Here is a 24,480-nt window from a genome sequence, read left to right on the forward strand (position 1 = left end):
TTTTCTCAGTGTATCGGCTTTTCTTCAGTGGGGTAGCTCGTGGGTGCCTGTGATGTGGAAGGTGGCGGTTGCTCCTGTGCCTTCGGCGGGTTGCGAGCCTCCGAGGAAGAGGGTGTAGTCGCCAGGGCGGTCGGCGCGGACTCCTTGTTCGTCGACGAAGGAGAGCTGGCGGGCATCAAGGGTGTAGGTGAGGCGGCGGGTCTGGCCGGGGAGAAGGTGGAGGCGCTGGAAGCCTGCGAGGGCGTAGCGCGGTGCTCCGGAGGTCTGGGGCGGGGTGAGGTAGAGCTGGGCGACCTCGTCGCCGGCTCGGTTGCCGGTGTTTTTGATGTCGACCTCGATCTGGAGGGGCTGGCCGGCTGAGACGTGGTCGGTGCTGAGCTTGAGATTCGCGTAGCTGAAGGTGGTGTAGCTGAGGCCGTAGCCGAAGCCGTAGAGAAGCTTGCCCTTGAAGTAGCGATAGGTGCGATTGGCCATCGAGTAGTCCTCGAAGGGCGGAAGGTCGCTGAGGCCGGCGTAGAAGGTGACGGGGAGGCGGCCCGCGGGGTTGTTTTTGCCGCTGAGGGTCTCGGCGATGGCCTGGGCGCCGGCCTGTCCGGGGTACCAGGCTTCGAGGATGGCGTCGGCGTTCTGCTGTGCCCACGTGACCGCGAGGGCGGAGCCGTTGAGGAGGACGACGACGAGGGGCTTGCCTGCGGCTTTGGCGGCTTCGAGGAGTTGCTGCTGCGCTGCGGGCAGGGCGATGTCGGTGCGGTCGCCGCCGGAGAAGCCGGGGAGGTCGACGCGCATCTCTTCGCCTTCGAGTTCGGGCGAGAGGCCGACGAATGCGACCACGGCGTCTGCCTGTTTGACGATCTCCATGGCTTGAGCGCGGAGAGGCTCGACGGGAGGGACCCACTTGAGGGTGAGGCCTGCGCCGAAGAGGCGGGCCTTGTGGGAGTAGGTGACCTCGAAGGCGTGCGGTTTGGTGTCGCTGAGGTGCATGACCGAGCTCTCGGTGGTGGAGCTGTGGTGGTCCTGGGTCTCGTTCGTGGCGAAGGAGGTGATGTTTTTGCCGTCGAGACGGATGGTGATGTGCTCGGCGTTATTGCAGGGGTAGCAGTGAGCAAGGCTGGCGGTGATGGGGTAGTCGCCGGGTGCGGGCGCCTGGATGGTACCGCTCCAGCGCACGGAGAAGGACTTGGGGTCGAGCGCGGGCGCGGGCGAGGCGGCGTTCCAGTCGAAGTTGATCTGCGGGTCGACGCGGGTGAGGGCTGGTTTGCCGGTGAGGGTGTCGTTGGCAAAGTACTCGGCGTGAAGGCCCTGGGTGGAGGAGCCGGAAGCGGTGCGGAACTGGGTGCGTGGGATGACAATGGGGCCACCTTCGGCGTAGGGAGCGCCCTGCGCGTAGAGGACCTTCGCGGAGCGGAACTCGTGCGCAATGCCGTCGATGGGCATGACGGGATCTTTGGGGACGGCGTTGTAGTTGCCCTCGAGGGCGGAGAGTTCGGCGGCGTTGGGGCCGATGACGGCGATGGTCTTGATGGTGGGTGCGAGCGGCAGGGTGTCGCGGTCGTTTTTGAGCAGGACCATGGACTCGCGCGAGGTGCGGAGCGCGAGCGCGGTGTGCGCGGGCGACATGACCTCGGTGAAGGGGAGCGTAGAGTACTTCATCTGCGCGGGTGGATCGAAGAGGCCGAGGCGCATACGCGCTAGGAAGAGGCGTTCGAGGGAGACGTCGATCTCGCTCTCCTGAATGAGGCCGTCGTGCACGGCTTTCGCGAGGTTCTTGTAGGTGGAGCCGCAGTTGGTGTCGGTGCCGAGGAGGACGCCTTCGGCGGAGGCGTGCAAGGCGTCGGGGGAGGTGTGGTGAGCCTTGGCTTCGAAGAAGTCGTCGACGGCGCCGCAGTCAGAGGTGACGAAGCCCTTGAACTTCCACTCGCCGCGGAGGATGTCTTTGAGAAGGAGGTCGCTGGCGCAGGCGGGCTTGCCGTTGACGGCGTTGTAGGCGCACATGATGGAGTAGGCCTTCCCGTCGACGATGGTGGAGCGGAAGGCGGGGAGGTAGGTGTCCCAGAGGTCGTGCGGGGTGGGATCGACGTTGAAGCGGTGGCGCTCGCTCTCGGGGCCGCTGTGGACGGCGTAGTGCTTGGGAGTGGCGATGGCGCGGAAGTATTTGGGATCGTCGCCCTGGATGCCTTTGACGAAGGCGGCGCCGAGGCGGGCGGTCAGGAAGGGGTCTTCTCCGTAGGTCTCCTGGCCGCGTCCCCAGCGCGGGTCGCGGAAGATGTTGATGTTGGGCGACCAGATGGTGAGGCCGTAGTAGATCGAGTGGATGTCGTGCTTCACGGCCTCGTTGTACTTGGCACGGGCCTCGACGGAGACGACCTCGCCGATGTTGCCGAGCAGGGGCTCGTCGAAGGTGGCGGCCATGCCGATGGCCTGGGGGAAGAGTGTGGCGTAGCCGGAGCGTGCGATTCCGTGGAGGCCCTCGCTCCAGAAGTCGTAGGCGGGTACGCCGAGGCGGGGGATCGCGGGCGCGGTGTTGACCATCTGGGCGGCCTTCTCGTCGACGGTCATGCGGGATACGAGGTCCTTTGCGCGCCGCTCGAAGGGGAGGGAGGGGTTCTGGTAGGGCAGGGTGCCGGAGGACTGCGCGGCGCAATGGGCGTGGAGGAGAACGGCGGAAAGGAGAGCGAGGCTGACGCGGCGAAGCGGGAGCGAGGCAGAGTTCATTCGGGACCCCATATATTTGTTCCCACGAAATTTATCAGAAGATGGGGTGGATGGATTTGGCGTGCGTTCAGCTTCCGACAAAAAAGGGCGGCTACCGATGGTACCCTCTCGACTCGCGTCGAGAGGGTACGCATTTAAGGTGGAGGTTCGAACTGCGCCATGAGCGTGTTCGGACTCAGGGTTTGGCTTCGTAGACGAGGTTGAAGGGGGTCTCGGCGGCGCGGCGGAAGTTGGTGAAGCCCCCAGAGAGGACTACATCGCGCATGCGGGCTTCGCCTGCTTGCGCGCCCAGGGCGAGGCCGACCTCCTGAGAGCGGGAGGCGGGGGTGCAGATCATGGTTGAGGCGGAGTAGTAGACACGGCCGACGGGGTTGAGATTGTCCTCGACCTTGTCGTTGGCGAAGGGCTCGACGATCATCCAGGAGCCGTTGGGCGCGAGGGTGGAGCGGACATGTGCGGAGGCTCCGACGGGGTCGCCCATGTCGTGGAGGCAGTCGAAGAAGGTGATGAGGTCGTAGTCTTTGCCAGGGTAGTCTTTGGCTGCGGCGACCTCGAAGGTGATGTGGTCGGCGACTCCTGCTTCTTTTGCTGTCTGGCGGGCCCGCTCGATGGAGGCTGGGTGGTAGTCGAAGCCGAAGAAGGTGGATTTGGGGAAGGCTTTGGCCATGAGGATGGTTGAGGAGCCGTGGCCGCAGCCGACGTCGGCGACGCGGGCTCCGGATTCGAGCCGCTCCTTGACGCCGGTGAGCGAGGGAATCCATTGAGAGATGAGGTTGGCGGCGTAGTTGGGGCGGAAGAAACGCTCGGTGCCCTGGAAGAGCTCGGCGTCGTGCTCGTGCCAGCCGACGCCGCGGCCAGTGCGGAAGGCGTCGGTGATCTTGGGCGCGTCGCGCATGACGGCGCTGATCATCTGGAAGGCTCCCGGGAGGAAGGCGGGCGAGTCCTCGACGGCGAGGGCGAGGGCCTGTTCCGGTGGCAGGGTGTAGGTCCTGGTGGCGGGGTTGTAGGCGATGTAGCCGCCGGCGGCGTTGGCGTTGAGCCACTCGCGGACGTAGCGCTCATCGGTACTGGTCTTCTGGGCGAGCTGGGCGGGGGTGAGGGGGCCGGCTCCGGCCATGGCTTTGTAAAGACCGAGCTTGTCGCCGACGACAACGAGGGCAGCGTGCATGGCGGCGCCCATGTCTTGGACGGCCTGTCCCATAAAGGCGTTGAGTTTGGATTCGTCGATTGCGGGTACTGGGGTTGCCATTGGATCCCTCCTGTGGGGGCCTGGGAGAGTAGCGCGCAGCGGGCGTGGTGCGGCGCGAAGTTGAGTGCAACCTATGTTGCTCCCGGCGTCGGGGAATGGCAAGCGGGAGGGGGCTACTTTTCGGGTGTCGTGCCGGGGGTGGAGTTAACGTCCTCGGGAGAGGGCCGGAGATGTCCTTCCGCGTTCTCGGGCGTATCGGAGCGGACCGAGGTGGGGCCGGGGCCGGCGGTGGCGGGATTGTCGCCACGGGGACCGGAGGGCTCGATGGCGTGGCGCGTTGTCTCGGGAGACCTGGGATCGACCGGTGTACCAACAGGTTGCGACTTTGGGGCCATGGAAGGAATCCTCACTGTGTGTTGGAGCGGGCCGGGCTGGCTGCCGTTGCCTGTTAAGACAAAGGCGCGAAATCTCCGGTAGTCTGTAGCTTGCCGCGCCAAGGGCGCGGGGGGAGGCATCTGGCAAAAGCATGAGCTCGCATCGGACAACGAGTGATCGTAGAGCCCCGATTCTTGTGACTGGCGGGGCAGGGTTTATCGGCTCGAACTTTGTGCTGGAGTGGCTGGCTGCGGGCAAGGGCCCGCTGGTGAACCTGGACAAGCTGACCTATGCCGGGAATCCGGAGAACCTGGCCTCTGTGGAGGCAAACTCGGATTATGCGTTCGTGCAGGGGGACATCTGCGATGCGGCGCTGGTGGCTCGGCTGATGGAGGAGCACAGGCCGCGCGCCGTGGTGCACTTTGCCGCGGAGAGCCACGTGGACCGGTCGATTCTCGGGCCGGAGGCGTTTCTGCGGACCAACATCGACGGAACGTTTACGCTGCTGCAGGCGGCGCGCACCTACTATGGCTCGCTTGAGGGAGAGGAGCGCGAGGGGTTCCGGTTCCTGCATGTCTCGACCGATGAGGTATATGGGACACTTGCTCCGGAAGATCCGGCGTTCCGTGAGGAGACGCCGTACGCGCCGAACTCGCCCTATGCGGCGTCGAAGGCGGCGAGCGATCACCTGGTGCGGGCCTGGGTGCATACGTACGGGTTGCCGGCGATGATTACGAACTGCTCGAACAACTATGGGCCGTACCAGTTTCCGGAGAAGCTGATTCCCCTGATGATTGCGCATGCGCTGAAGGGGAAGAATCTGCCGGTGTATGGGGATGGCCAGCAGGTTCGCGACTGGCTGTATGTGGTGGATCACTGCCGGGCATTGATGACGGTGCTCGAACGGGGCCGCGTGGGCGAGACGTACAACGTGGGCGGAGGCAATCAGCGCAGCAATCTTGAGGTGGTGACGACGCTGTGCGGGCTGCTGGACGAGTTGGTGCCGGAGTCGAGGTTCCGGCCGCACTTCGAGTTGGTGAAGTTTGTCGAGGACAGGCCGGGGCATGACCGGCGGTACGCGATCGATGCACGGAAGCTGGAGAGCGAGCTGGGGTGGCGTGCGCAGGAGAGCTTCGAGACGGGACTGCGGAAGACGCTGGAGTGGTACCTGGGGAACGCGGCGTGGGTGGAGCACGTGACCAGCGGGTCGTATCAGCACTGGGTGAAGCAGAACTATGATGCGCGCACGGCGGCCGCCGTGGTCGCGGAGAGTGCGCGATGAAGGGAATTATTCTCGCGGGTGGCTCCGGGACGCGGCTTCACCCGGTGACGCAGGCGATCTCAAAGCAGCTGTTGCCGGTGTACGACAAGCCAATGATCTACTATCCGCTGTCGGTGCTGCTGGCGGCAGGGATACGGGAGATCCTGGTGATCTCGACCCCGGAGGACACACCGCGTTTTCGGCAGCTGCTGGGAACCGGCGAGCAGTGGGGAATCCGGCTGGAGTATGCGGTGCAGCCGTCGCCGGACGGGCTGGCGCAGGCGTTCCTGATCGGGAGGAAGTTTCTTGCCGGCGGGCCATGCTGCCTGGTGCTCGGCGACAACATATTTTATGGGCACGATATGGTGAGGACGCTGCGCTCGGCTGCGGCAAACAGAGAGGGCGCGACGGTGTTTGCCTATCCGGTGCTCGACCCGGAGCGCTATGGCGTGGTGGAGTTCGACGCGAACCGCAGGGCGATCTCGATTGAGGAGAAGCCTGCGAAGCCGAAGTCGCGCTATGCGGTGACGGGGATCTACTTCTATGACTCGCAGGTCGTGGGGGTGGCTGAGGGACTGAAGCCATCGCCGCGAGGTGAGCTGGAGATCACGGATGTGAACCGCTGGTACCTGGAGCGCGGACAGTTGCGGACCGAGGTGCTGGGGCGAGGGATGGCGTGGCTGGACACGGGAACGCACGACTCGCTGCTGGAGGCGTCGACCTTTATCCAGACGATTGAGAAGCGGCAGGGGCTGAAGATCGCCTGCCCGGAGGAGATTGTGTACCGGCTGGGGTACATCGACGCCGAGCAGCTGCAGGGCTTAGCGGCGAAGATCGGGAAGAGCACGTACGGTCAGTATCTGCTGCGTCTGCTGTCGGAGCCGGTGTTCTGAGCATGACGGAGCGGATTCTGCTGACGGGAGCGACGGGTCAGGTGGGGTGGGAGCTGGCGAAGTCTCTGGCGCCGCTGGGCGAGGTTGTGGCGCGGGGGCGCGAGGAGATGGACCTGTCCGATGCGACGTCGGTTCGGGAGAGAATTCGGGCGGTCGAGCCGCGCTGGATCGTGAATCCGGCGGCATACACGGCGGTGGACAAGGCGGAGAGCGAGCCGGAGCTGGCGTACGCGATCAACCGGGACGCGGTTCGCGTGATCGGGGAGGAGGCGCGTGCGATCGGGGCGGGGGTGATCCACTTCTCGACCGACTATGTCTTTGAGGGTACTGGAATTACGCCTTATCGGGAGACAGACGCGACCCGGCCGGTAAGCGTGTATGGCGCGAGCAAACTGGCGGGGGAAGAGGCGCTGGCTGCGTCAGGGGCTGGTTACCTGATCTTTCGGACGAGCTGGGTGTACGGAGCACGAGGGAAGAACTTTCTGCTGACGATTCTGAAGGCGGCGCGGGAGCGCGAGAGGCTTCGCGTTGTGGCGGATCAGCACGGCGCGCCGACGTGGAGCCGCGACCTGGCGAGGATGACGGCGCGGGCGATCGAAAGGGTTGAGGAGTCGGCGGCGGGGAGGGGTTTGAGTGAGGCGCTTGGCCCGTGGAGCGGCGTGTATCACGCCTCGGGCGCGGGGGAGACGACGTGGCATGGCTTTGCCGGCGAGGCGGTGCGTCTTGCGCGGGAGCGCAACCCGGAGGCGCGGCTGGCGGAGATTGAGGCGATCACGACGGCCGAGTATCCGACGCCGGCGCGGCGGCCCGCCAACTCGCGGCTGAACTGCGAGAAGCTGGCGGAGAGGTTCGGGTGGAGGATGATGGACTGGCGTGAGTCGCTACGCGAGGTGATGAAGGAGCTATGAGTCAGCTGAAGTTTGACCACATCGGCCTGGTAGTGGCCGATATGGCCGATGGGCGGGAGTTTCTGGAGGGGATGTTCGGGATCGACCGCTGGACGCAGGTGTTTGAGGATTCGGGGATCGGAGTATATGTGCAGTTTGGCCGGACGGCGGAGGGGCCGTGCTATGAGCTGATCTCTCCGCTGGGGGAGGCGAGTCCGGTGACGACGGCGCTGAAGCGCGGGGTCAATATTCTGAACCATGTGGCGTACCTGACGGCCAATCTGGATGCCGATGCGGAGCGGTTGCAGGCGCGGGGCTCGATCATGGCCGGGCCGGCCAAGCCGGCGGTGGCGTATGACGGAGCGAGGGTGCAGTTCTGGATTACGCCGCAGAGATTCATGGTGGAGCTGATCGAAGCTCTCGGGCATGAGCATGTGTATGAGGCGAAGGGATGAACAGCGGGGCGGGAGTCAAGCCGCGGGCAGAGATCAAGCCGCGGGCGCTGTTTCTGGACCGGGATGGCGTGGTGAATGTCGAGGTGGGTTACCTGCACCGAGTGGAGGATGTGCGGTTCGTTCCTGGGATCTTCTCACTGTGCCGGACGGCGATGGGGCTGGGATACCGGCTGGTGGTGGTGACGAATCAGGCGGGAATTGCGCGCGGCTTCTACACGGAGGCAGACTTTGAGGCTCTGATGGTATGGATGCGGGGGGCGCTGCGGGTTGAGGGGGTGGAGCTCGACGCGGTGTATCACTGCCCGTATCACCCGGAGCATGGAGTGGGGGAGTACAGGCGCGAACATGAGGACCGGAAGCCTGGGACGGGGATGTTGCGGCGGGCGGCGAGGGAGTTCGGGGTCTCGCTTGCTGATAGCGTGATGGTGGGGGATCGTTGCAGCGACATTGCGGCGGCGAATAGCGCGGGGCTCAGGGAGGCGTTCCTGGTGGCCGGGACTGAGGGGGCGGGGTGTGGAGGGCGCTACCTGGCGGTTCGGGATCTGGGCGAGGTTGAACGGTGGCTGCTGGAGCGCGGCTGAGGGCGCGCCCAGGAACCGATTCAGAATGGGACTGGATCTGGTAACGAGCTTGATTCATGGGGAAGATTTAGGCGATACGTTCTCATGGGAGGTCGGCGGAGAGGAACGGACTGCCGGCGGCGTCCTTTGTGCTGACGGAAGGGGTGAGGCTGTCGAGGGCGTCGAGAGGCCAGGCGATGTTGAGGGTGGGGTCATTCCAGAGAATGGAGCGTTCGCCGGCGGGGTAGTAAGGATTTGTGGTCTTGTAGAGGACTTCGGCGGTCTCGGAGAGCACGAGGAAGCCGTGGGCGAAGCCTTCGGGGATCCAGAGGAGCTCGAGTTCGCCAGCGTCGTTGCGGGGTTTCAGGTGGAAGCCGGCCCACTTCCCGAAGTCCGGCGAGCTGCGGCGAAGGTCGACGGCGACGTCCCAGATGTGGCCGGAGAGGACGCGAACGAGCTTTCCCTGGGGCTTGCCGAGCTGATAATGAAGGCCGCGAAGGACTCCGCGGACCGAGAAAGACTGGTTGTCCTGAACGAAGCTGGTGGGCAGGCCGACGGAGGCGAAGGCGGAGGCATTGAAGACTTCGGCAAACCAGCCGCGACTGTCGCCAAAGCGTTGGGGCTGAAGCAGTTTGACATCGTGCAGCGGAGTAGTGATAACTTGCATCACAAAAGTTTAGCCCAGCGGAGGTTCACAACCTTGGTATAGAGGTAAAGCGTTGGGCTGAACCCGGGATTCCAAGAAAGTGCTGTGGTAAAAAGGGAAGGGCCCAGTAGAATAAAGAGGTTGTGCGACTAAATTTCTTTTCTCAGATGTCGATGAAATTGAGAGCTAAGAGTTGAATCAGCCCAGACGACGGAGCTGAGAGGGCAGAGAGTAGCGATTTTTTGAATTGGTTGTTGGACTTTGAGGTCACTGCCGCGACATTCGCTGCACGACTAACCCGTATGACAGAACCACCGCAAGAAGGCGAGGGTAGCGTTATACAGACACGGGATTTCAATGCAGGCTGAATATCAATCTCCCGAGTCGCGTACTGCGGCTATTGAAGATTCCTATTCGTACAGCGAGACCATCGTCAGACCGGTGGCCAGGCCACGTCGCCTGGACCGGCTGCCCTCGGAGCTATTCCGGTATAGGGTGGTAAAGCGGTGTTTCGATGTCTTTCTGATCGTCGCCTCGGCGCCCTTAGCGCTGTTGGCCGTAGGAATTGTGTCCGTGATGGTGATGCTCAGCTCGCCGGGACCTATCTTTTACTCGCACCGGCGCATCCGGAAGAACGGCGCGTTCTTCTCGATGTGGAAGTTCCGGACGATGTGTGTCAACTCGGCGGAGGTGCTGGAAGAGTATCTCTCGCATCATCCTGAGGCGCGCGCGGAGTGGAATAAGACTCATAAGCTGCGGAACGACCCGCGGATCACGCCGATTGGAGCGTTTCTGCGTCGCTACAGCCTGGATGAGCTGCCGCAGCTGTGGAATGTGCTGAGTGGACACATGAGCCTGGTGGGGCCGCGGCCGATTGTTGCCGCCGAGGTGGAGAAGTACGCGGATTCCTTCGAGTGCTACTGCAGAGTGAAGCCCGGTTTAACGGGATTGTGGCAGGTCTCGGGGCGGAGTGAGCTGACCTACGACGAGCGTGTGGCTCTGGACTGCGACTATGTGAACCGCTGGTCGCTGCGACGGGATCTAAAGATTCTCCTGAAGACCGTTGCCGTCGTGCTGACGCAGGATGGTGCTTACTGATAAGCGATGGAACCGCGATCGAGTATTTATCGTTGAGTGTTACGCGGCAGGGCCTTCATAGGCCTTTGGGGTCCGGCAATCCGTGAAGTTAAGTGTGTACGCAGTTGTTCCGACGTTGAATGCCGCTGCCGATTGGGCAAGATTCGCACCAATATTGTCGGATTGCATCTCGCCAAGACTGGTTCTCATCCTGGATTCGTCATCGCACGACGGTACGCCGGAATTGGCTCGAACGGCCGGCTTCGCCATTCGAAACATTCCAAGGGCAGAGTTCAACCACGGAGGTACGCGTCAGTTTGGGATCGAACTGCTTTCGGACGCAGATGTCGTTGTCTTCCTGACGCAGGATGCAATATTGGCTGATGCAACCGCCATCAATATGTTGATTCGTGCCTTTGACGATCCGACGGTGGGTGCAGCGTACGGGCGTCAACTCCCGAGGCCGGGTGCCGAACCCATTGAGGCTCACGCTCGATTATTTAACTATGGCCAACAGTCAGTCGTTCGTTCGATTGCGGATCGTGAGCGATTGGGCTTTAAGTCGATATTCATTTCTAACTCATTTGCTGCCTATCGCAGGACGGCTTTGCTGGCTGTGGGCGGCTTTCCCAAGCATGTGATTTTTGGAGAGGACACGGTAGTCGCGGGCAAACTTTTACTCTCTGGTTGGAAGATTGCGTACACGGCGGAAGCGGAAGTGTACCACTCGCACTCTTATACGATGACTCAGGAGTTCAGGCGCTACTTCGACATCGGTGTGCTGCATGCACGTGAAGGTTGGTTGAGACGAGAGTTTGGCAGTGCCGGCGGTGAAGGGATGCGCTTTGTTCGATCGGAATTGAGCTATCTCTGGGGGCACTGCAAATGGCTTATTCCGGATGCTTTATCCCGTACTTGCTTGAAGTGGATCGGCTACCGTCTTGGACGGATCGAGAACAAGCTGAACATTCGGTGGAAACGAATGTTCAGCTTGCATGCCAGCTTCTGGCACGAAGACCAGAGGTAAGGCCCGCGGAATACATTTCGTTTAGTCTCTATGTAGGGAAGGGCACCTTCCGAGGTGGGCATGTGAATGGTATTCGATCGCTGCTCAAGAGTTCCTTGGCGCGTAGTCTACAGGGATTTTGTGATGAGGATAAGCTCGCTGCAGCTTGGCTTGTAGCGTGCGGAGGGCCTCTGGCAGGCCAGGGCAGCGTTGCGGGTTACCGCGACGGCTTAGTGCAGATCGAGGTACGCGACCTAGTCTGGCTGGAGCAGATGGAGGGAATGAGTTCGCAACTTCAGACTGATCTGGCCCGGATCGCAGGAGTCAGAGTAAGCAAGCTACACTTTGTAATGAAAAGGGAACCGCCAAAAGATGAGTGACCAATCTGGAGTAACGATCGAGGACGTGCGCCGGGTGGCGGAGTTGGGCAATTTGGAGCTGACGCCCGAGGAAGAGCCCCGGATGAAGGACGACTTAAATGCGGTGCTGGGATACATCGCACAACTTGGGGAGCTAGATACTGCGGATGTTCCGCCGATGGCACAGGTCGGTGAGATTGCCGGCGGGGCGATCCAATCTTGCGGCGAGATATTGAGGGTTGATTTAGTGCAGCCCTCGATCAACAGGACCGAAGTGATGGCTGGAGCACCGGAGACGGATGGGCGCTTTTTTAAAGTTCCTAAGGTGATTGAGCGATAAGCATGCTTATTTACACCCCGCTTCGGTCGAGGACTGTTGTGGGGATTCTCTGAGTGACCATATGTGTGGAGATGGGACTTGACGGTAAACAGCCTGACTGAACTGACGATTGCCGAGGTGCGAGAAGCTATCGCGGCTGGCCGCACCACCGCCACCGAACTGGCGGCGATGCACTACAAACGCATTGCCGCGGAAGATGTAAAGATTAACAGTTATCTTGCATTAAGCCGGGACCGTGCTCTGGCTCAAGCGGCGAAGATCGACGCGATGGCAGACCGGGGGGAAGTTCTGCCGCCTTTGGCCGGCGTGCCGGTAGGCATCAAGGACGTGTTGGTGATGCGGGGTGCTCCTGCGACCGCAGGTTCACTGATTCTGAAGGATTATCGGCCTCCCTACGACGCGACCTCAGTCGCGAGGTTGGAGGCGGCGGGCGCGGTTTTGCTGGGGAAGTTGAACTGCGACGAGTTTGCGATGGGCAGCTCGAATGAGAATTCAGCATATGGGCCCGTGTTGAATCCGAGGGCTCTGGACAGGGTTCCGGGAGGATCGAGCGGAGGCTCAGCGGCGGCGGTGGCGGCTGATCTTGCGGTTGCGACACTCGGCACGGATACGGGCGGCTCGATTCGGCAGCCGGCGGCATTTTGCGGGGTGGTTGGCGTGCTGCCGACCTATGGGCGAGTGAGCCGTTACGGGCTGATTGCGTTTGCCTCTTCTCTTGATCGTGTGGGCCCGTTGACGAAGAACGTGAAGGACGCGGCGATCATGCTGGAGGTGCTCGCCGGAAAGGATGCAATGGACGCTACCTCATCGGACCGTCCGGTGGGCACGTACGTGGCCGATCTAGAGCAACCGGTGGAGGGACTGCGGGTAGGGGTGCCGAAAGAGTACTTCGGCGAGGGTCTCGATCCGGAGATACGTGCTGCCATCGAGGGGGTTTTGGAGGCGCTAAAGGCTGCCGGCTGCGTGATAAAGACAGTCAGCCTCCCTCACACGAGGTATGCGATTCCAACCTACTATGTGATTGCGACGGCAGAGGCCTCGTCGAACCTGTCGAGGTTCGACGGCGTGCGGTTCGGGCTGCGCGACGCAGAGGCCAGGTCGCTGGCCGATATGTACCGCAAGACGCGCGACGCAGGCTTTGGCGCTGAGGTGAAGCGAAGAATTCTTCTGGGGACCTATGCGCTGAGCGCGGGATATTACGACGCGTACTACAAAAAGGCGCAGCAGGTTCGGACGCTGCTTACGCGGGATTTCCTGGCGGCCTTCGGCGAGGTCGACGTGCTGGTGGCTCCTGTGACGCCAACTCCAGCGTTCAAATTGGGTGAGAAGACCGACGACCCGCTGCAGATGTATCTGGAAGACATCTACTCCGTTGCGGCGAGCTTGGCGGGCATATGCGGGATGAGCGTTCCATGCGGCGTAACGAAGGATGAACTGCCGATAGGAGTGCAGGTCATGGGCCGGCACTTCGACGAGGGCACGATGCTGCGAGTGGCGAAGGCGGTGGAGGCCAACCAGAAACGGAACTAGGGATTGCCCGTCGTCGAATAGTGACGAGACGGTATCTCGCTCGCTGCATAGAGAGCCTTTCTTCTGGCCTTGCGGGCCTGTTCGAGTATGCTGGAAGCAACGACTCTGAAAGATATCTTGCGGTTTGCGGGTATCGATCGATCGTTATGGTGAGCGAGAGGTTGAGGAGGATTTTGAAGGGCTTGAGCGGTTTGCGAGGATTAGGGCAGATGTGGTCTGGTTCCATGCGGCATGCAGTTGGCTGTGCGATATTGCTGTCTTGCGGAGCGGCCGCCTCGCTTGCCCAACTGCCGGTTCAGACTCTTGGGGGATCGGGACAGCAGGTTACCTGCGATCCAGCAGACCCAACTTGCGCGGCCTACAACCAACAGGTCCAGCCCCAACAGATGCAGCAGAATCAGCAGCAGACGACGGTTCCTCAGGGGGCCGTTCTACAGCCGACATCACCGACCACCCCTCTGCAGGGGACTCAGCTCCCAATCCAGACCCAGCAGCAGCTCGTGACTCCGGAGCTCCGTCTGCCGCTCGATCCACCGACCGAGTTTCAGCAGATGGTGGCCAACTCGACCGGCAAGATGCTGCCCATCTATGGGGCAAAGTTATTCCGGAATCCGCCTTCGACCTTTGCGCCTGCAAACCAGGTTCCGGTCACGCCTGACTACGTGATTGGTCCGAACGATGAGCTGTTGATCCAGGCGTGGGGCCAGGTAACCCTGAACAGTCGCTTCGTCGTGTCCCGCGCGGGCGAGATTTTAATTCCGCAGGTCGGTACGGTACACGTTGCGGGTCTGAGATTCGACCAGGTGCAGCCTTTCCTGAAGGCGCAGATGGGGAAGCTCTTCCGCAACTTCGATCTGAGTGTAAACATGGGGCAGCTGAAGTCAATTCAAGTGTTCGTGGTTGGCCAGGCGAGGCGGCCGGGCAGCTGGACCATTAGCTCGCTGAGTACGCTGGTCAACGCGATCTTTGTGACTGGCGGACCGACGCCGCAGGGAAGCCTGCGACATATCCAGCTGAAGCGGGCGGGCAAGCAACTGGTGGACTTCGATCTCTACGATCTGCTTCTGCGCGGAGATAAGTCGAACGACTTGCCGCTGCTGCCAGGCGATGTCATCTATATTCCTCCCGTGGGCCCGCAGGTGGCAGTTGCCGGAAGCGTAAAGGTACCTGCCATCTATGAGCTGAAGGCCGCCGACAGTAATACGATCAGTGACGTGCTGGAGCTTGCCGCTGGCTTGACCAACGTTGCTTCGGGTGAGAAGGTTCGCCTGGAGCGCGTGGACCAGCGTCAGATGCGCAGCATCACGGAGGTGCCGCTGGATGCGCGGGGGATGGCGACCGTGCTCGAGGACGGCGACCTGCTGGAACTCGTCGCTGTGGCGAACCAGTACAAAGACGCCGTGACGCTGCGCGGCAATGTGGCCAATCCGGGGCGTTACGGATGGAAGCCGGGGATGCGGATTCGCGACCTGCTGCCGAACAAGGAGGCGCTGATCACGCGTGACTATTGGCTGAAGCGCAGCCAGCTTGGGCAGCCGATGATGACCTATGTTCCGACCTGCCTACCGTTGAATCCATACGGTATTCCCAATCTCCGCTATGGTGTTCCGGTCGGAGAGGGTGGGGAGGATCCGTACTGGCAGTACTCCTCTATGCGAAACGCGTACTTGACAGGGTTGCCGGTGGCGAGCGGTGACAGCTCGGTAAATTATTTTAGCGACGGCGTCTCTCTTCCGCGTAGTGCCGCTGGTGTGTCGGGTGTGGATGGCAATCTCCAAAGGGCGACCGATGGAGGACTGGATTGCGGAAAGCCAAACGAGGTTTCAACCTACCTCAATAATCTGTACGCCGTGCAGACTAACGCGCAGCAGATGCAGACCCAGGGCAGCATGCAGGGCACCACGTTGCCGATGCAGGATACGACGACGTCAAACCGTATGAGTACGGCGAGCGCAAGCCTGGGAACGACGGTAAGCAACGCCACTGCGGGTCAGTTTTTGCCGAAGAACGATATCAAACTGAATGAGCCGGACATCGACTGGTCGTATGCCGTAATTGAACGGCAGAGCAAGGCTAACCTGACCACGTCGCTGCTTCCCTTCAACCTGGGGCGGGTCGTCCTTGAAGGCGACGCCTCGCAAAATCTGGAGCTATTGCCAGGCGACGTCGTCACGATCTTCTCCAAGGCAGACATCCGTGTTCCGCAGTCCCAGCAGACCCGCTTTGTGCGGCTGGAGGGAGAATTTGTCTCCTCGGGCATCTACAGCGTGCGGCCGGGTGAAACGCTGCGCCAGCTTGTGCAGAGGGCCGGAGGCTTGACTCCGGAGGCCTATCTCTACGGGTCGGAGTTTACTCGCGAGTCGACGAGACGCGTGCAGCAGCAGCGGCTGAACGAGTACGTCGACCAGATTGCCTTGCAGGCGAACACGGCTGCAACCAACAACGCAGGAGCGGCGATCAACGCACAGGACGTTGCGGCAGCTGCGGCACAACGGGCGCAGGCGCAGAACATTATCACTAACTTACGTCAGGCTCGTGCCACGGGACGCATCGTACTCGAACTTCCTCCCGATGCCAGCGACATCTCTCAGCTCCCGGATCTGCCACTGGAGGATGGCGACAGATTCATTGTGCCGCGAGTCCCCTCAACGGTAAGCGTAGATGGAGCGGTCTACAATCAAAATTCATTCCTGTACGATCCGCATCGCCGTCTGGGGGACTATATGCGCTTGGCCGGCGGAGCGAACCGCGATGCCGACAAGAACCGCGCTTACGTTATTCGTGCCGGAGGAGCTGTAATCAGCAAGCAGTACAGCTCGTCCCTGCGCGGAAGCGGCTTTGACTCGGTGAGGCTGTATCCGGGAGATACGGTCGTGATTCCGCTGAATCTGGATAAAGGCAAGACAATGCGTCTTATTGTAGACATCGCCCAGATCGTAGGCCAATTTGGCATCGCGATTGCCGCTGCTAACACGGTGTTAGGACAATAAATATGTCATTGAATAAGTTCGTGGACGAATAGAACTCATCGCAAGGAGTGTGGCATCGTGCGGCCAGTGAAACCACGAAGGATCATGACGCCACGAGAATTGATTTATTCAAGATAGCAATTCTAATATTGCAATCCCATCCGTCGCGGAAGGTGCCGGAGACCGTGCGATGCTAGTTGATCCAAACGATGAGGCGGCGATAGCGGTTGGCCTTCAGCGGTTGTTAGCGGACGAGGACCAACGGGCGTTATCCGAACGCGACGTTCAACGGGCGTGCAATTTGAATCGAGCAAGACGGCAGGTGGAACCCTGGCCATTTATCGCAAGGCCGCGAGTTGAGTAGGACTTCTAATCGCCGAAGCAAAGTTGAAACAGCGACTCTTATCGAGACAGCTTCTACTTCATTGTCTGACGCTGAAATCAGGAGTCCAAGTGACTTGGAACCAGCCGCTCGTATTGTGTTGTGATCCATTCATGTAAGAGGGGATCAGGAACCGCTCATACTGCGTGAAGACCTGTGCCTGCCAGTGGCGGTTGATGGCATAGGAACCATTGATGAAGCCATCGGTGATCGTCGCGCCGCCGGGAAGGAAGGCGATGCCTCCCTTGTTTTGACGGTATCCTCCTTCGATTCGGGTCCTTGCGGAGAACCAGTATCCACTACGGCCTTCGATGGCGCGAGCGTCGCGCCCGATGGCGTTGCCGAGCATGAAACCCTTATTGGTGTTGCTGTCCAAGTACTGGTTGTTCATGAAGAAGTGCTGACCGCCGAAATCAGTGGCCAGGCCGGTGGAACTGACTGCCTCAACGCGGAGATCCATATGAGGCAGGAAAGGCAACCGCGCGAAGTAGATTCCGGGATTCCAAACAGCTCGGCGTGGCGCGGCGATCGGGTTTGGATCGTCATCGGAGTAAGCATCGGCGTACAGCGTGACTATTCTGCGCAGGAACGGCAGCTTGTAACGGAAATCGAAGTTGCTCTTGCGGTCTCCCGGATCGTTGCGGTCGCCGTAGGGCGCAGCGCCATTGCCGACATAACTTCCCGTCGAGCTGAAGCTGAAGAGATTCTCCTTGAAGCTGTGCAGCGTTATGGGGTGTCCTACGCCCCAGAAGACAGACCAGCGCGTGAAGCTGATCTCGAGATTACTGCCGAAGTTGAAATCGATCTTCTGCCCATTGAACCAGGGTCGTTCTGGATATGAGTGCCCGGAGAGTTTGCCCAGGACGATATCGAAACGATAGGTCCCCAGGGAGGGGACCAGCGGCAATGGATGGGGACGGGTGGAGACGAAGCGGAAGTTGTAGGTAGGCTCGGCGTTGCTGGAGAGGGCTAAAGGACCCATTGTGGTCGGTCCCCAGTAGAGCGCCTGCTTGCCGAAGGAGAGGGCGTTGCCGGCGAAGGCGACTCCGCCATAGAGCTCGAGGGGCCGCTGGCGCTCGTATGCGGAGCGTCCGGGGATGGGCTGAATGAAGGGATCGCTTGCCTCAATTCTGTCGAGCTGATTGATCAGCGCATTTCTCTCCGGCGTCTCGGCGGGATTTCCGGGGCTATGCTGGTACTCTTCGCGAGCGTAGAAGAAGAGTCGGCCGTAGTGGGCGCGGGTGGAGAAGCCTGCGATGAAGCTGGAGCCGCGGCCGAGGGGGCGGCCGAAGTCGTTCCACCAGGTCTGGCCGAAGTGGAAGCTGTCAGCGAGGGCGGGGCCTGCGATGGTTCCGTAGCGGGCGTAGACGGACTCGAGGGCGAGCTCCTGGTAGGAGGTGGACTCGGTGGAGAGTTCGCGCTCGAGGTCGGGCATGAGGCGGCGGGCCTCGCGGACGAACCCGGCCTGGTTTCCGACGCGGTCGGCGATCTCCTGAGCCTGATGGAGCTGGCGGAGGCACTCCTGGCGGGTCCAGGGGCGAATGGAGATGCTCTGCGTGGGTATGAGGCCGAGCGCTGCCAGCCGCTCGAGAGCGGGATAGATCCAGCTGTCCATCGGAACGTTGGTGGAGCCGATGGTGTCGGGGTCGGCGTCGAAGGGCGGCGGCGTCCGATTGGGGATGGGATCGGGCGGAAGCAGGGCGAACTGGCGCGGCGGTGGAGGCGCGGGAAGCGAACCCGCGCTTGATGAGGGTCCGGTGGTGTGGGCGATGTAGTTTTCGGGCAGCGGCGGAGTTTCGTAGGGGTTGAGCGTGTAGTCGTGGTGTGCGTGGTAGACGTAGCGGCCGATGAGCCAGCCGGTGACGCTTCCGACGAGGACGTCGGAGGGGAAGTGCTGATAGGAGAGGACGCGGCTGACGCTGACGGTTCCGGCGAGTCCGTAGACCGCGGTTCGCGTGAGCCAGCCGGGATATTCGCTGGCGATGACGGAGGCCATCGACCAGGCGAGGACCGCGTGGTTGGACGGGAAGGAGCCGTCGTTCCATTTGGAGCTGAAGAAGTCTCCGGCGGCGTTATTGATGGGCGGGCGCTCGCGGCGTAAGACCAGCTTGAGGGCCTCGTTGACGGCGAGTCCGTTGACGAGCGCCTCGCCGGCGAGCAGTCCGGTCTCGTGAGCCTGCGGAGAGTGGTTGAAGAGGCTCCAGAGATAGGTGCTGACGGGGATGGCTCCGATTCCGACGAGGGCTCCGTTGGAGACGGTGTTGGCCTTGCTTTGATCGCTCGAGTTGAGGTGGATGGCCTGCGTCATCGTGTGCTGGTCGGTGGAGATGAGCAGTCCGGTTGCGGTCCCGAAGGGGACCAGCCAGATTGCGTCCTTCGGTTTTAGGCGAAGCGGGCTGGTCCAGATGGCTTCCTGGTCGCGGAGGAGTCGCTTCGGAGTTCCGGAGAGGGTGATGTCTTCGGGCTGCGGCGTCGCGGGTTTTGCAGGTGCCGGCGATGCAGGGGTGTTTTGGGGCTCGGGCGCGTCGGGGAGCGCGCTGGAGCTAAGTGCCGCGTTTTGTGCGAAGGCCGAAGGTTGGATCAGCAGCGACGCCCAAAAAAAGAGCGGTAGGAATAGCCTTTTCGGGGTCACGTGCATAGATGAGTTTCGAGGTGGCTGTGCATTTCCCAGTGAACGATTGCGACCCCTACGAGGAGGCTACCATAGCGTGTCGCGGGGGGAGCGTTTCTGAACCCTTGGAGGCAACCCCCTCCCCCCTATCGCTTTGTAAGCTGCCTTTTTACATAGAGATACGAGATTTTAAGGAGGCAAAATATTCAAAATAAAGGGTTTACTGGTCAAAAATCTTGATTCTAAAGGGGAAAGTCACGGTGGGAGTCGCCGGGGCCTTCTTTGATTCTCGTCGCCGGGTCTTCTTTGATTCTCAAATAAGTCTAGCAGGGTGAGGGTAATGAATCGGCAACTTTTTTGGCCTTTATTTGCTTTGTTTTGTTTGGTTTGTGATTTTTGGGGGGCTTGACATCAGGTTTCCTGCCCTAGTCGCTCCCTTCGGAGTAGCCCGTTACTCGGGGTGACCGTCACCTTAACGCTGTCGCTTACGGATATCTTGTCCCTCTCTGAATCCCAGTGAAGAGAGTCGGAGGCCGGATGATCCTGCCTGCCAAGGGAGCCAGGAGTAAATCCCGCAGAAGCAACTCCCCTGGGGAGCAGGTCCGAGGCGAACAGCGACGGAAGTCGACGCCCTTTGCGTTTCACCCGTCGCCGCTCGCCCCGGCAGTCCTCCCAAGGAGGGTCGTACGCTTCCATGCCTGGACGGATTAATGCTGTGCCGGCCCAGTTGGAAGTTGCACATGTGCGAGCGATGAAGATTTCAGTTCCCGCAGCGTCTCCTGCTCGGTCCGGCTGCGTGCGAACTGCCGGCCCTCACCCTGGCCCGGCATCCAGACCTGGTAGAGATAGTTGCTGTCTCCATACCGCCGAAAGATCAGGTGCCCCCGGCCCTTACTGTTTTGCTCCCAGGTGGGCTGGACCAACATCAGGTACTGCTTCCTGGTGGACTGGGTGTCGACGAACAAGAGATACCGCGGTGCCTGCAGTGAGATGCGATATTTGCCTGCAGGCACATTCCGGTCGTTGGCGGAGAAGTTAAATGGAATGTTGACGGTTACCGACTGATCCTGTGCTGCCGCCGGTCCAGAGAGCGCCGCGCCAAGCGAAAGCACCAGAGCTGCGCAGGTAAGGATGGAAGATATACGGAACATGGCGAACCTCCTCGATGATCCTGCGGCTTTGTGCTGCTCCAACTACCGCTTGGGATATTCGCAATGTGCGCCGCTGCGGCGATCCGTTCAATGCTCTGGAGATCATTCGGTCATCATCTGCTTATGGCGCTCTCCGCCCTTGAAACAAAAGGATTTTAACCTTCGAATAGATTGCTGGTTCGAGTTCTGCTGGAACTGCCAATTGAAAAAGGTGTAAAGTTTTTTTGCCCAGAGGAGCGCGCTAATGGGCATGCCGGTCGACACTCCACGGACCTGGCGCTTCGGCGTCTTCGAACTGGACGCCTCGAGTGGAGAACTGCGCCGCAATGGCACCGTCGTCAAGCTGCGCGAACAGCCGGCGCGCATTCTGCTCCTGCTGCTCGAGCACGCGGGGCAGATGGTCACACGCGAGCAATTGCGCCAGCATCTCTGGCCATCCGACACCTTCGTCGACTTCGACCACAGCCTGAATTCTGCTGTCATGAAGCTCCGCGAGGCCTTGGGCGATTCGGCCGACAAGCCTCTCTACATCGAAACCATCCCGAAGAAGGGTTATCGCTTTGTCGCGCCCGTATCCCAACCAGGGGATACGCAGAATGGCGGCGCTTCGCCTCAAGTGACTGCGGGATCCGAACAGGTTGGACTCAACGCGCGCGAACAGAGCAATGGGAGCGTTGAAGTCCGTACGATTACACCTGACGAGAAGCAAGACCGTCGAAGGCTGCTCTCCAGGAAGTTAGCCCTAATCATCGTATGCGTCGTATCAGCGATTGGAATCACCGCGCTCATTCGATCTGCGTCTCTTCGATCCGCCCTAGTTCAATTTGGGAGCCAGCCTACGCCATCTTCGGGCGAGCCGAACAGGGTGTCTTCGAATCTGAGTTCTTCGATTCTCACGAGCGCGCCCGGAGACGCGAGATCCCCGTCGTTTTCGCCTGACGGGCGTCAGATCGCGTTCGTTTGGGATGGCGTGGAACGCAGACACTACGACATCTATGTGCAGCTGGTGGGAGGCGACACGCCGCTACAAATCACACACCACAAGCGGGGCGACGGTGTTCCCGGCCCGCCGCAGTGGTCGCCGGATGGTCGGGAGATTGCCTTTGCCCGCTGCAATAGCGAACGCGATGGGGTCTACACGGTCCCCGCACTCGGCGGCCCCGAGCGTCGACTGACGAACTCGCCCTGCCGGGACATGGTCGCGGGCCGGCCTGCCTGGACTCCCGACAGCAAAGCTATGGTGATGCTCGACCAGTGCACCCCAGGTGGTCCGCGAGCGGTTGTGCTCTTCTCCTTTGCAACCGGTGAGAAGCGCTGTCTGGCGACCGGATCTCCCGGAGACTTTCACGCCGACGATGCGCTCTCCCCGGACGGACGAACCGTGGCATTTTTTCATCATACCGACGCAGGTTATAGCGAGCTCTATGCCGTGCCGCTTACCGGTGGCCCACCGAGGCGCCTTTTTTCAGACGGTACTTTCTTCTGGAACCCGATGTGGACACCCGACGGCAAATACATCGTCCTTTACTCGACGCGAGGAAACATGGTGCGCCCCTGGAGGGTGCCGGTAGCAGGCGGCCCGCTCGAACCTGAGATGGTCTACCCGGGCGTGGGTTCGATCTCCCAGGACGGGCGCAGGCTTGCCTATGCGGAGAGCCAGACGGGGGGTTCTTCCAGTGCCTTTTTTCCCGCGGCAATCTGGCGAGCGGATCTTTCGAAGGCAGGCGGCCCAGTACTTCGTACAAGGAAGCTCATCTATTCACAGTTTATGGAAGACGCTGCCCAACCCTCCCCAGACGGGACGCGTCTTGCGCTGCAATCAGCACGTTCCGGCACACCCCAGATCTGGCTGAACAGCTCGGAGGGCAATCATCCGGTGCAACTGACGACCATCGGCCGGTTCTCTGGCACTCCGCGCTGGTCGCCCGATGGAAGATGGATCGCCTTCGATGCCCGCGTAGAGGATAACGTTCATCTCTACTCCCATATCTACGTCGTTGATGCAGAGGGCAGGAACCTTCATGCGATCACGCATGGTGACTCCGACAATGTAGTGCCAAGTTGGTCCCGTGACGGCAGGTCCATCTACTTCGCCTCCCCGCGTACGGGAAGCAGGCAGATCTGGAAGCACTCTCTTGAGGACGGGTCAGAGAGACGGCTGACTGAGCATGGCGGCTTTGCTCCTCTTGAGTCCTACGACGGGCGAACCATCTACTACAGCAAATTTGACGAACCTGGGATATGGAGCATGCCCGCAAGCGGAGGCAGCGAGTCGCCTGTGGTGACCGGCAAGCCGCAAGTAACCTACTTTGGACACTGGGCCGTGACGGAGAGCGGACTCTACCTGCTCGACGTCGACGCCGAACCACGTCCTACGATCGAGTTCTACAGCTTCGCCACCCGGCGGATTACGCCAGTTCTGTCACTTGAACAAAAACCCAGCGGTGGGCAGCCCAGCTTAAGCGCGTCGCGAGACGGGCGCACCATCTTCTACACTCAGAACGATCCCCAGAGCGTTATCAAGATGGTAGAGAACTTCCGCCAGGAATAGCCGACAGCGCTACATGTAGTCCGATGCCTAATGCAAGTCACTACATCTTCTGGTCGAACGAGGTGGATGTGCTGCGCGAAATGAATGCATTTCCTGGCGAAGCTGCCATATCGACCACTACCGAATAAGTGACGACGAACGCTTTGGAATTCGCTGAGCCGCTCAACTCCCAGATGGTCTGGCAACCCTTACCTTGGAGTGCGTCTCATATGGGTTGACATTCTACCCGAACGGGCGGACACTTGGGTCGTATGTCTACCCGAGAGAACAACGACGACCGCATCGCCCTGTTGCAGGGCACCCTGGACCTGCTGATTCTGAAGACCCTGCTCCTCGGACCGTGCCATGGACAGGGCGTGGCGCGTTCTATTCATCGCCAATCGGAAGAGGTGCTCTTTGTCGACCACGGATCGCTCTATGTCGCACTCCAGAGGTTGGAAGACAAGAAATGGATTCACGCGAAATGGGGGGTGAGCGAAAACAACCGTAAAGCGCGGTTCTATTCACTGACCCCGAAGGGCCGTGAACAGCTGATGGAGAAGGCCGGTGAATGGCGGCGGCTGACGCGCGCGATGGGTTTGATTCTCGATTCCGGCAACGGACCGCAAGGCGAGGAGGCATGAGCATGTTCCGGCGCAAGCGAAGTGCGGAAGATTTTGCGGAGGAAATCAAAGCGCATCTTGAGCTCGAAGCCGACGACCTTCGGCACGAGGGGCTGAGCGAGGATGAAGCCCGGAGGAAGGCGCGGTGTGAGTTTGGCAGCATCCGCGCTGCACAGGAGCGCTTTTACCTGAAAAGCCGATGGGTTAGGTCTGGAAAAGCTCCTGCGCGACGTTCGATTCGCCTTCAGGTCGCTATCGCAGAGTCCGGGGTTCACGGTCACGGCGATCCTGACGCTGGCGCTCGGCATCGGCGCCAACTCGGCGGTCTTTAGCGTGTTGAACGCCGTGCTGCTGCGGTCGCTGCCGGTGTCTGATCCGGATCGTGTGGTGTACTTGAGGACATCCAATCCACCGCGCGGCACCGGCACCATCGATTCCAACGAGACATTCTCCTATCCCGTCTACGATGCGTTGCGGCGCCAGTCGCAGGGACTTTCGCAGGTGATCGCTTACGTCCCCTTGTCGGGCAGCAAAGTATCCGTTCGTTTTGGCGCGCAACCGGAGGAAGCGGAAGGCGACATGGTGAGCGGTGCCTTTTTCTCTGGTCTGGGCGTAAAGTTGCAGCTAGGCCGCGGATTCACTGAACAAGATGAGCGCGACCACGCACCGATTGCCGTTCTTAGTTACAACTATTGGACGCGGCGCTTTGCGCGCAATCCAGACGTATTGGGCCAAACCCTCTTCGTGAACGGCGTGGGCACGACGATCGTTGGAGTTGCGGCGGAAGGTTTCGAAGGTGCAGAGGCAGGCGGATCGACCGATTTCTGGATTCCACTGCAGAGCCGTCCGGAGCTGAATGCGTGGGGCAATCCTCCTGAAGACGGCAAGACGTACCTCGCCAATCCGGCATGGTGGTGTCTGCGG

20 protein-coding genes are annotated in these 24,480 nt (G+C 60.9%); 14 read left to right on the forward strand and 6 right to left on the reverse strand.

The window, feature by feature from the left end:
• Nucleotides 1–24: 24 nt before the first annotated feature.
• The 3 genes from Q363_RS10085 to Q363_RS10095 all read right to left on the reverse strand — a co-directional run bounded on the left by Q363_RS10085 (nt 25) and on the right by Q363_RS10095 (nt 4,296).
• Nucleotides 25–2,724: a glycoside hydrolase family 3 C-terminal domain-containing protein gene (locus Q363_RS10085; RefSeq protein WP_245632142.1), complete on the reverse strand. Its 2,700-nt coding sequence runs from the start codon at nt 2,722–2,724 to the stop codon at nt 25–27.
• Between the two features lie 163 nt (nt 2,725–2,887).
• Nucleotides 2,888–3,961, reverse strand: coding sequence for a class I SAM-dependent methyltransferase (locus Q363_RS10090; protein ID WP_035349672.1), 1,074 nt, complete (start codon nt 3,959–3,961; stop codon nt 2,888–2,890).
• A gap of 113 nt (nt 3,962–4,074) precedes the next feature.
• A complete protein-coding gene (locus Q363_RS10095; protein ID WP_035349673.1) occupies nt 4,075–4,296 on the reverse strand; it encodes a hypothetical protein in 222 nt (73 codons plus the stop codon).
• 131 nt (nt 4,297–4,427) lie between these two features.
• Here Q363_RS10095 and rfbB point away from each other — a divergent pair, with 131 nt between their 5' ends.
• From rfbB to Q363_RS10120, 5 genes are read left to right on the forward strand one after another with little or no spacing between them, the layout of a single operon-like run.
• A complete protein-coding gene (gene rfbB, locus Q363_RS10100; protein WP_051978620.1) occupies nt 4,428–5,558 on the forward strand; it encodes a dTDP-glucose 4,6-dehydratase in 1,131 nt (376 codons plus the stop codon).
• The gene (gene rfbA, locus Q363_RS10105) at nt 5,555–6,430 is read left to right on the forward strand and encodes a glucose-1-phosphate thymidylyltransferase RfbA (protein WP_035349674.1); all 876 of its coding nucleotides are present in this window, start codon (nt 5,555–5,557) and stop codon (nt 6,428–6,430) included. The genes rfbB and rfbA overlap by 4 nt, the downstream gene beginning before the upstream one ends.
• Before the next feature lie 2 nt (nt 6,431–6,432).
• Nucleotides 6,433–7,338 (forward strand): dTDP-4-dehydrorhamnose reductase, encoded by a 906-nt coding sequence (gene rfbD / locus Q363_RS10110; RefSeq protein ID WP_035349675.1) that lies wholly within the window; start codon nt 6,433–6,435, stop codon nt 7,336–7,338.
• Nucleotides 7,335–7,772, forward strand: coding sequence for a VOC family protein (locus Q363_RS10115; protein ID WP_051978621.1), 438 nt, complete (start codon nt 7,335–7,337; stop codon nt 7,770–7,772). Before rfbD ends, Q363_RS10115 begins: the two co-directional genes overlap by 4 nt.
• The gene (locus tag Q363_RS10120) at nt 7,769–8,353 is read left to right on the forward strand and encodes a D-glycero-alpha-D-manno-heptose-1,7-bisphosphate 7-phosphatase (RefSeq protein WP_051978622.1); all 585 of its coding nucleotides are present in this window, start codon (nt 7,769–7,771) and stop codon (nt 8,351–8,353) included. Before Q363_RS10115 ends, Q363_RS10120 begins: the two co-directional genes overlap by 4 nt.
• An 82-nt stretch (nt 8,354–8,435) precedes the next feature.
• On the opposite strand, the gene rfbC is transcribed toward Q363_RS10120, so the two are convergent.
• Nucleotides 8,436–8,999 (reverse strand): dTDP-4-dehydrorhamnose 3,5-epimerase, encoded by a 564-nt coding sequence (gene rfbC, locus Q363_RS10125; protein ID WP_035349676.1) that lies wholly within the window; start codon nt 8,997–8,999, stop codon nt 8,436–8,438.
• A gap of 336 nt (nt 9,000–9,335) precedes the next feature.
• Here rfbC and Q363_RS10130 point away from each other — a divergent pair, with 336 nt between their 5' ends.
• The 5 genes from Q363_RS10130 to Q363_RS10155 all read left to right on the forward strand — a co-directional run bounded on the left by Q363_RS10130 (nt 9,336) and on the right by Q363_RS10155 (nt 16,280).
• The gene (locus tag Q363_RS10130) at nt 9,336–10,076 is read left to right on the forward strand and encodes a sugar transferase (RefSeq protein WP_169746957.1); all 741 of its coding nucleotides are present in this window, start codon (nt 9,336–9,338) and stop codon (nt 10,074–10,076) included.
• A gap of 94 nt (nt 10,077–10,170) precedes the next feature.
• Nucleotides 10,171–11,082, forward strand: coding sequence for a glycosyltransferase family 2 protein (locus Q363_RS10135; RefSeq protein ID WP_211256161.1), 912 nt, complete (start codon nt 10,171–10,173; stop codon nt 11,080–11,082).
• Nucleotides 11,083–11,433: 351 nt separating this feature from the next.
• Nucleotides 11,434–11,760, forward strand: coding sequence for an Asp-tRNA(Asn)/Glu-tRNA(Gln) amidotransferase subunit GatC (gatC, locus tag Q363_RS10145; RefSeq protein WP_035349679.1), 327 nt, complete (start codon nt 11,434–11,436; stop codon nt 11,758–11,760).
• Between the two features lie 78 nt (nt 11,761–11,838).
• Complete coding sequence (gatA, locus tag Q363_RS10150; RefSeq protein WP_245632143.1) at nt 11,839–13,290, forward strand: Asp-tRNA(Asn)/Glu-tRNA(Gln) amidotransferase subunit GatA; 1,452 nt, start codon at nt 11,839–11,841, stop codon at nt 13,288–13,290.
• A gap of 209 nt (nt 13,291–13,499) precedes the next feature.
• Nucleotides 13,500–16,280: a polysaccharide biosynthesis/export family protein gene (locus Q363_RS10155; RefSeq protein WP_169746958.1), complete on the forward strand. Its 2,781-nt coding sequence runs from the start codon at nt 13,500–13,502 to the stop codon at nt 16,278–16,280.
• A gap of 401 nt (nt 16,281–16,681) precedes the next feature.
• Here the strand turns inward: Q363_RS10155 and Q363_RS35980 are convergent, their stop codons facing one another.
• Nucleotides 16,682–19,279, reverse strand: a complete 2,598-nt coding sequence (locus tag Q363_RS35980; protein WP_051978624.1) for a capsule assembly Wzi family protein — start codon at nt 19,277–19,279, stop codon at nt 16,682–16,684.
• Between the two features lie 680 nt (nt 19,280–19,959).
• On the reverse strand, nt 19,960–20,403 hold the full coding sequence (locus Q363_RS10170; protein WP_035349681.1) for a hypothetical protein: 444 nt from the start codon (nt 20,401–20,403) through the stop codon (nt 19,960–19,962).
• Nucleotides 20,404–20,647: 244 nt separating this feature from the next.
• Here Q363_RS10170 and Q363_RS10175 point away from each other — a divergent pair, with 244 nt between their 5' ends.
• The 4 genes from Q363_RS10175 to Q363_RS10190 all read left to right on the forward strand — a co-directional run.
• Nucleotides 20,648–22,954: a winged helix-turn-helix domain-containing protein gene (locus Q363_RS10175; RefSeq protein ID WP_084080200.1), complete on the forward strand. Its 2,307-nt coding sequence runs from the start codon at nt 20,648–20,650 to the stop codon at nt 22,952–22,954.
• 251 nt (nt 22,955–23,205) lie between these two features.
• Nucleotides 23,206–23,577, forward strand: coding sequence for a PadR family transcriptional regulator (locus tag Q363_RS10180; protein ID WP_035349683.1), 372 nt, complete (start codon nt 23,206–23,208; stop codon nt 23,575–23,577).
• Entirely contained in the window at nt 23,574–23,888 is a 315-nt protein-coding gene (locus tag Q363_RS43925; protein ID WP_245632144.1) for a permease prefix domain 1-containing protein, read from the forward strand. The genes Q363_RS10180 and Q363_RS43925 overlap by 4 nt, the downstream gene beginning before the upstream one ends.
• Nucleotide 23,889: 1 nt before the next feature.
• Nucleotides 23,890–24,480, forward strand: a 591-nt coding sequence (locus Q363_RS10190; protein WP_035349685.1) for an ABC transporter permease, incomplete at its 3' end; no start/stop codon positions are given.

The organism is Edaphobacter aggregans DSM 19364, from assembly GCF_000745965.1.
GTDB classification, from domain to species: Bacteria; Acidobacteriota; Terriglobia; order Terriglobales; family Acidobacteriaceae; genus Edaphobacter; species Edaphobacter aggregans.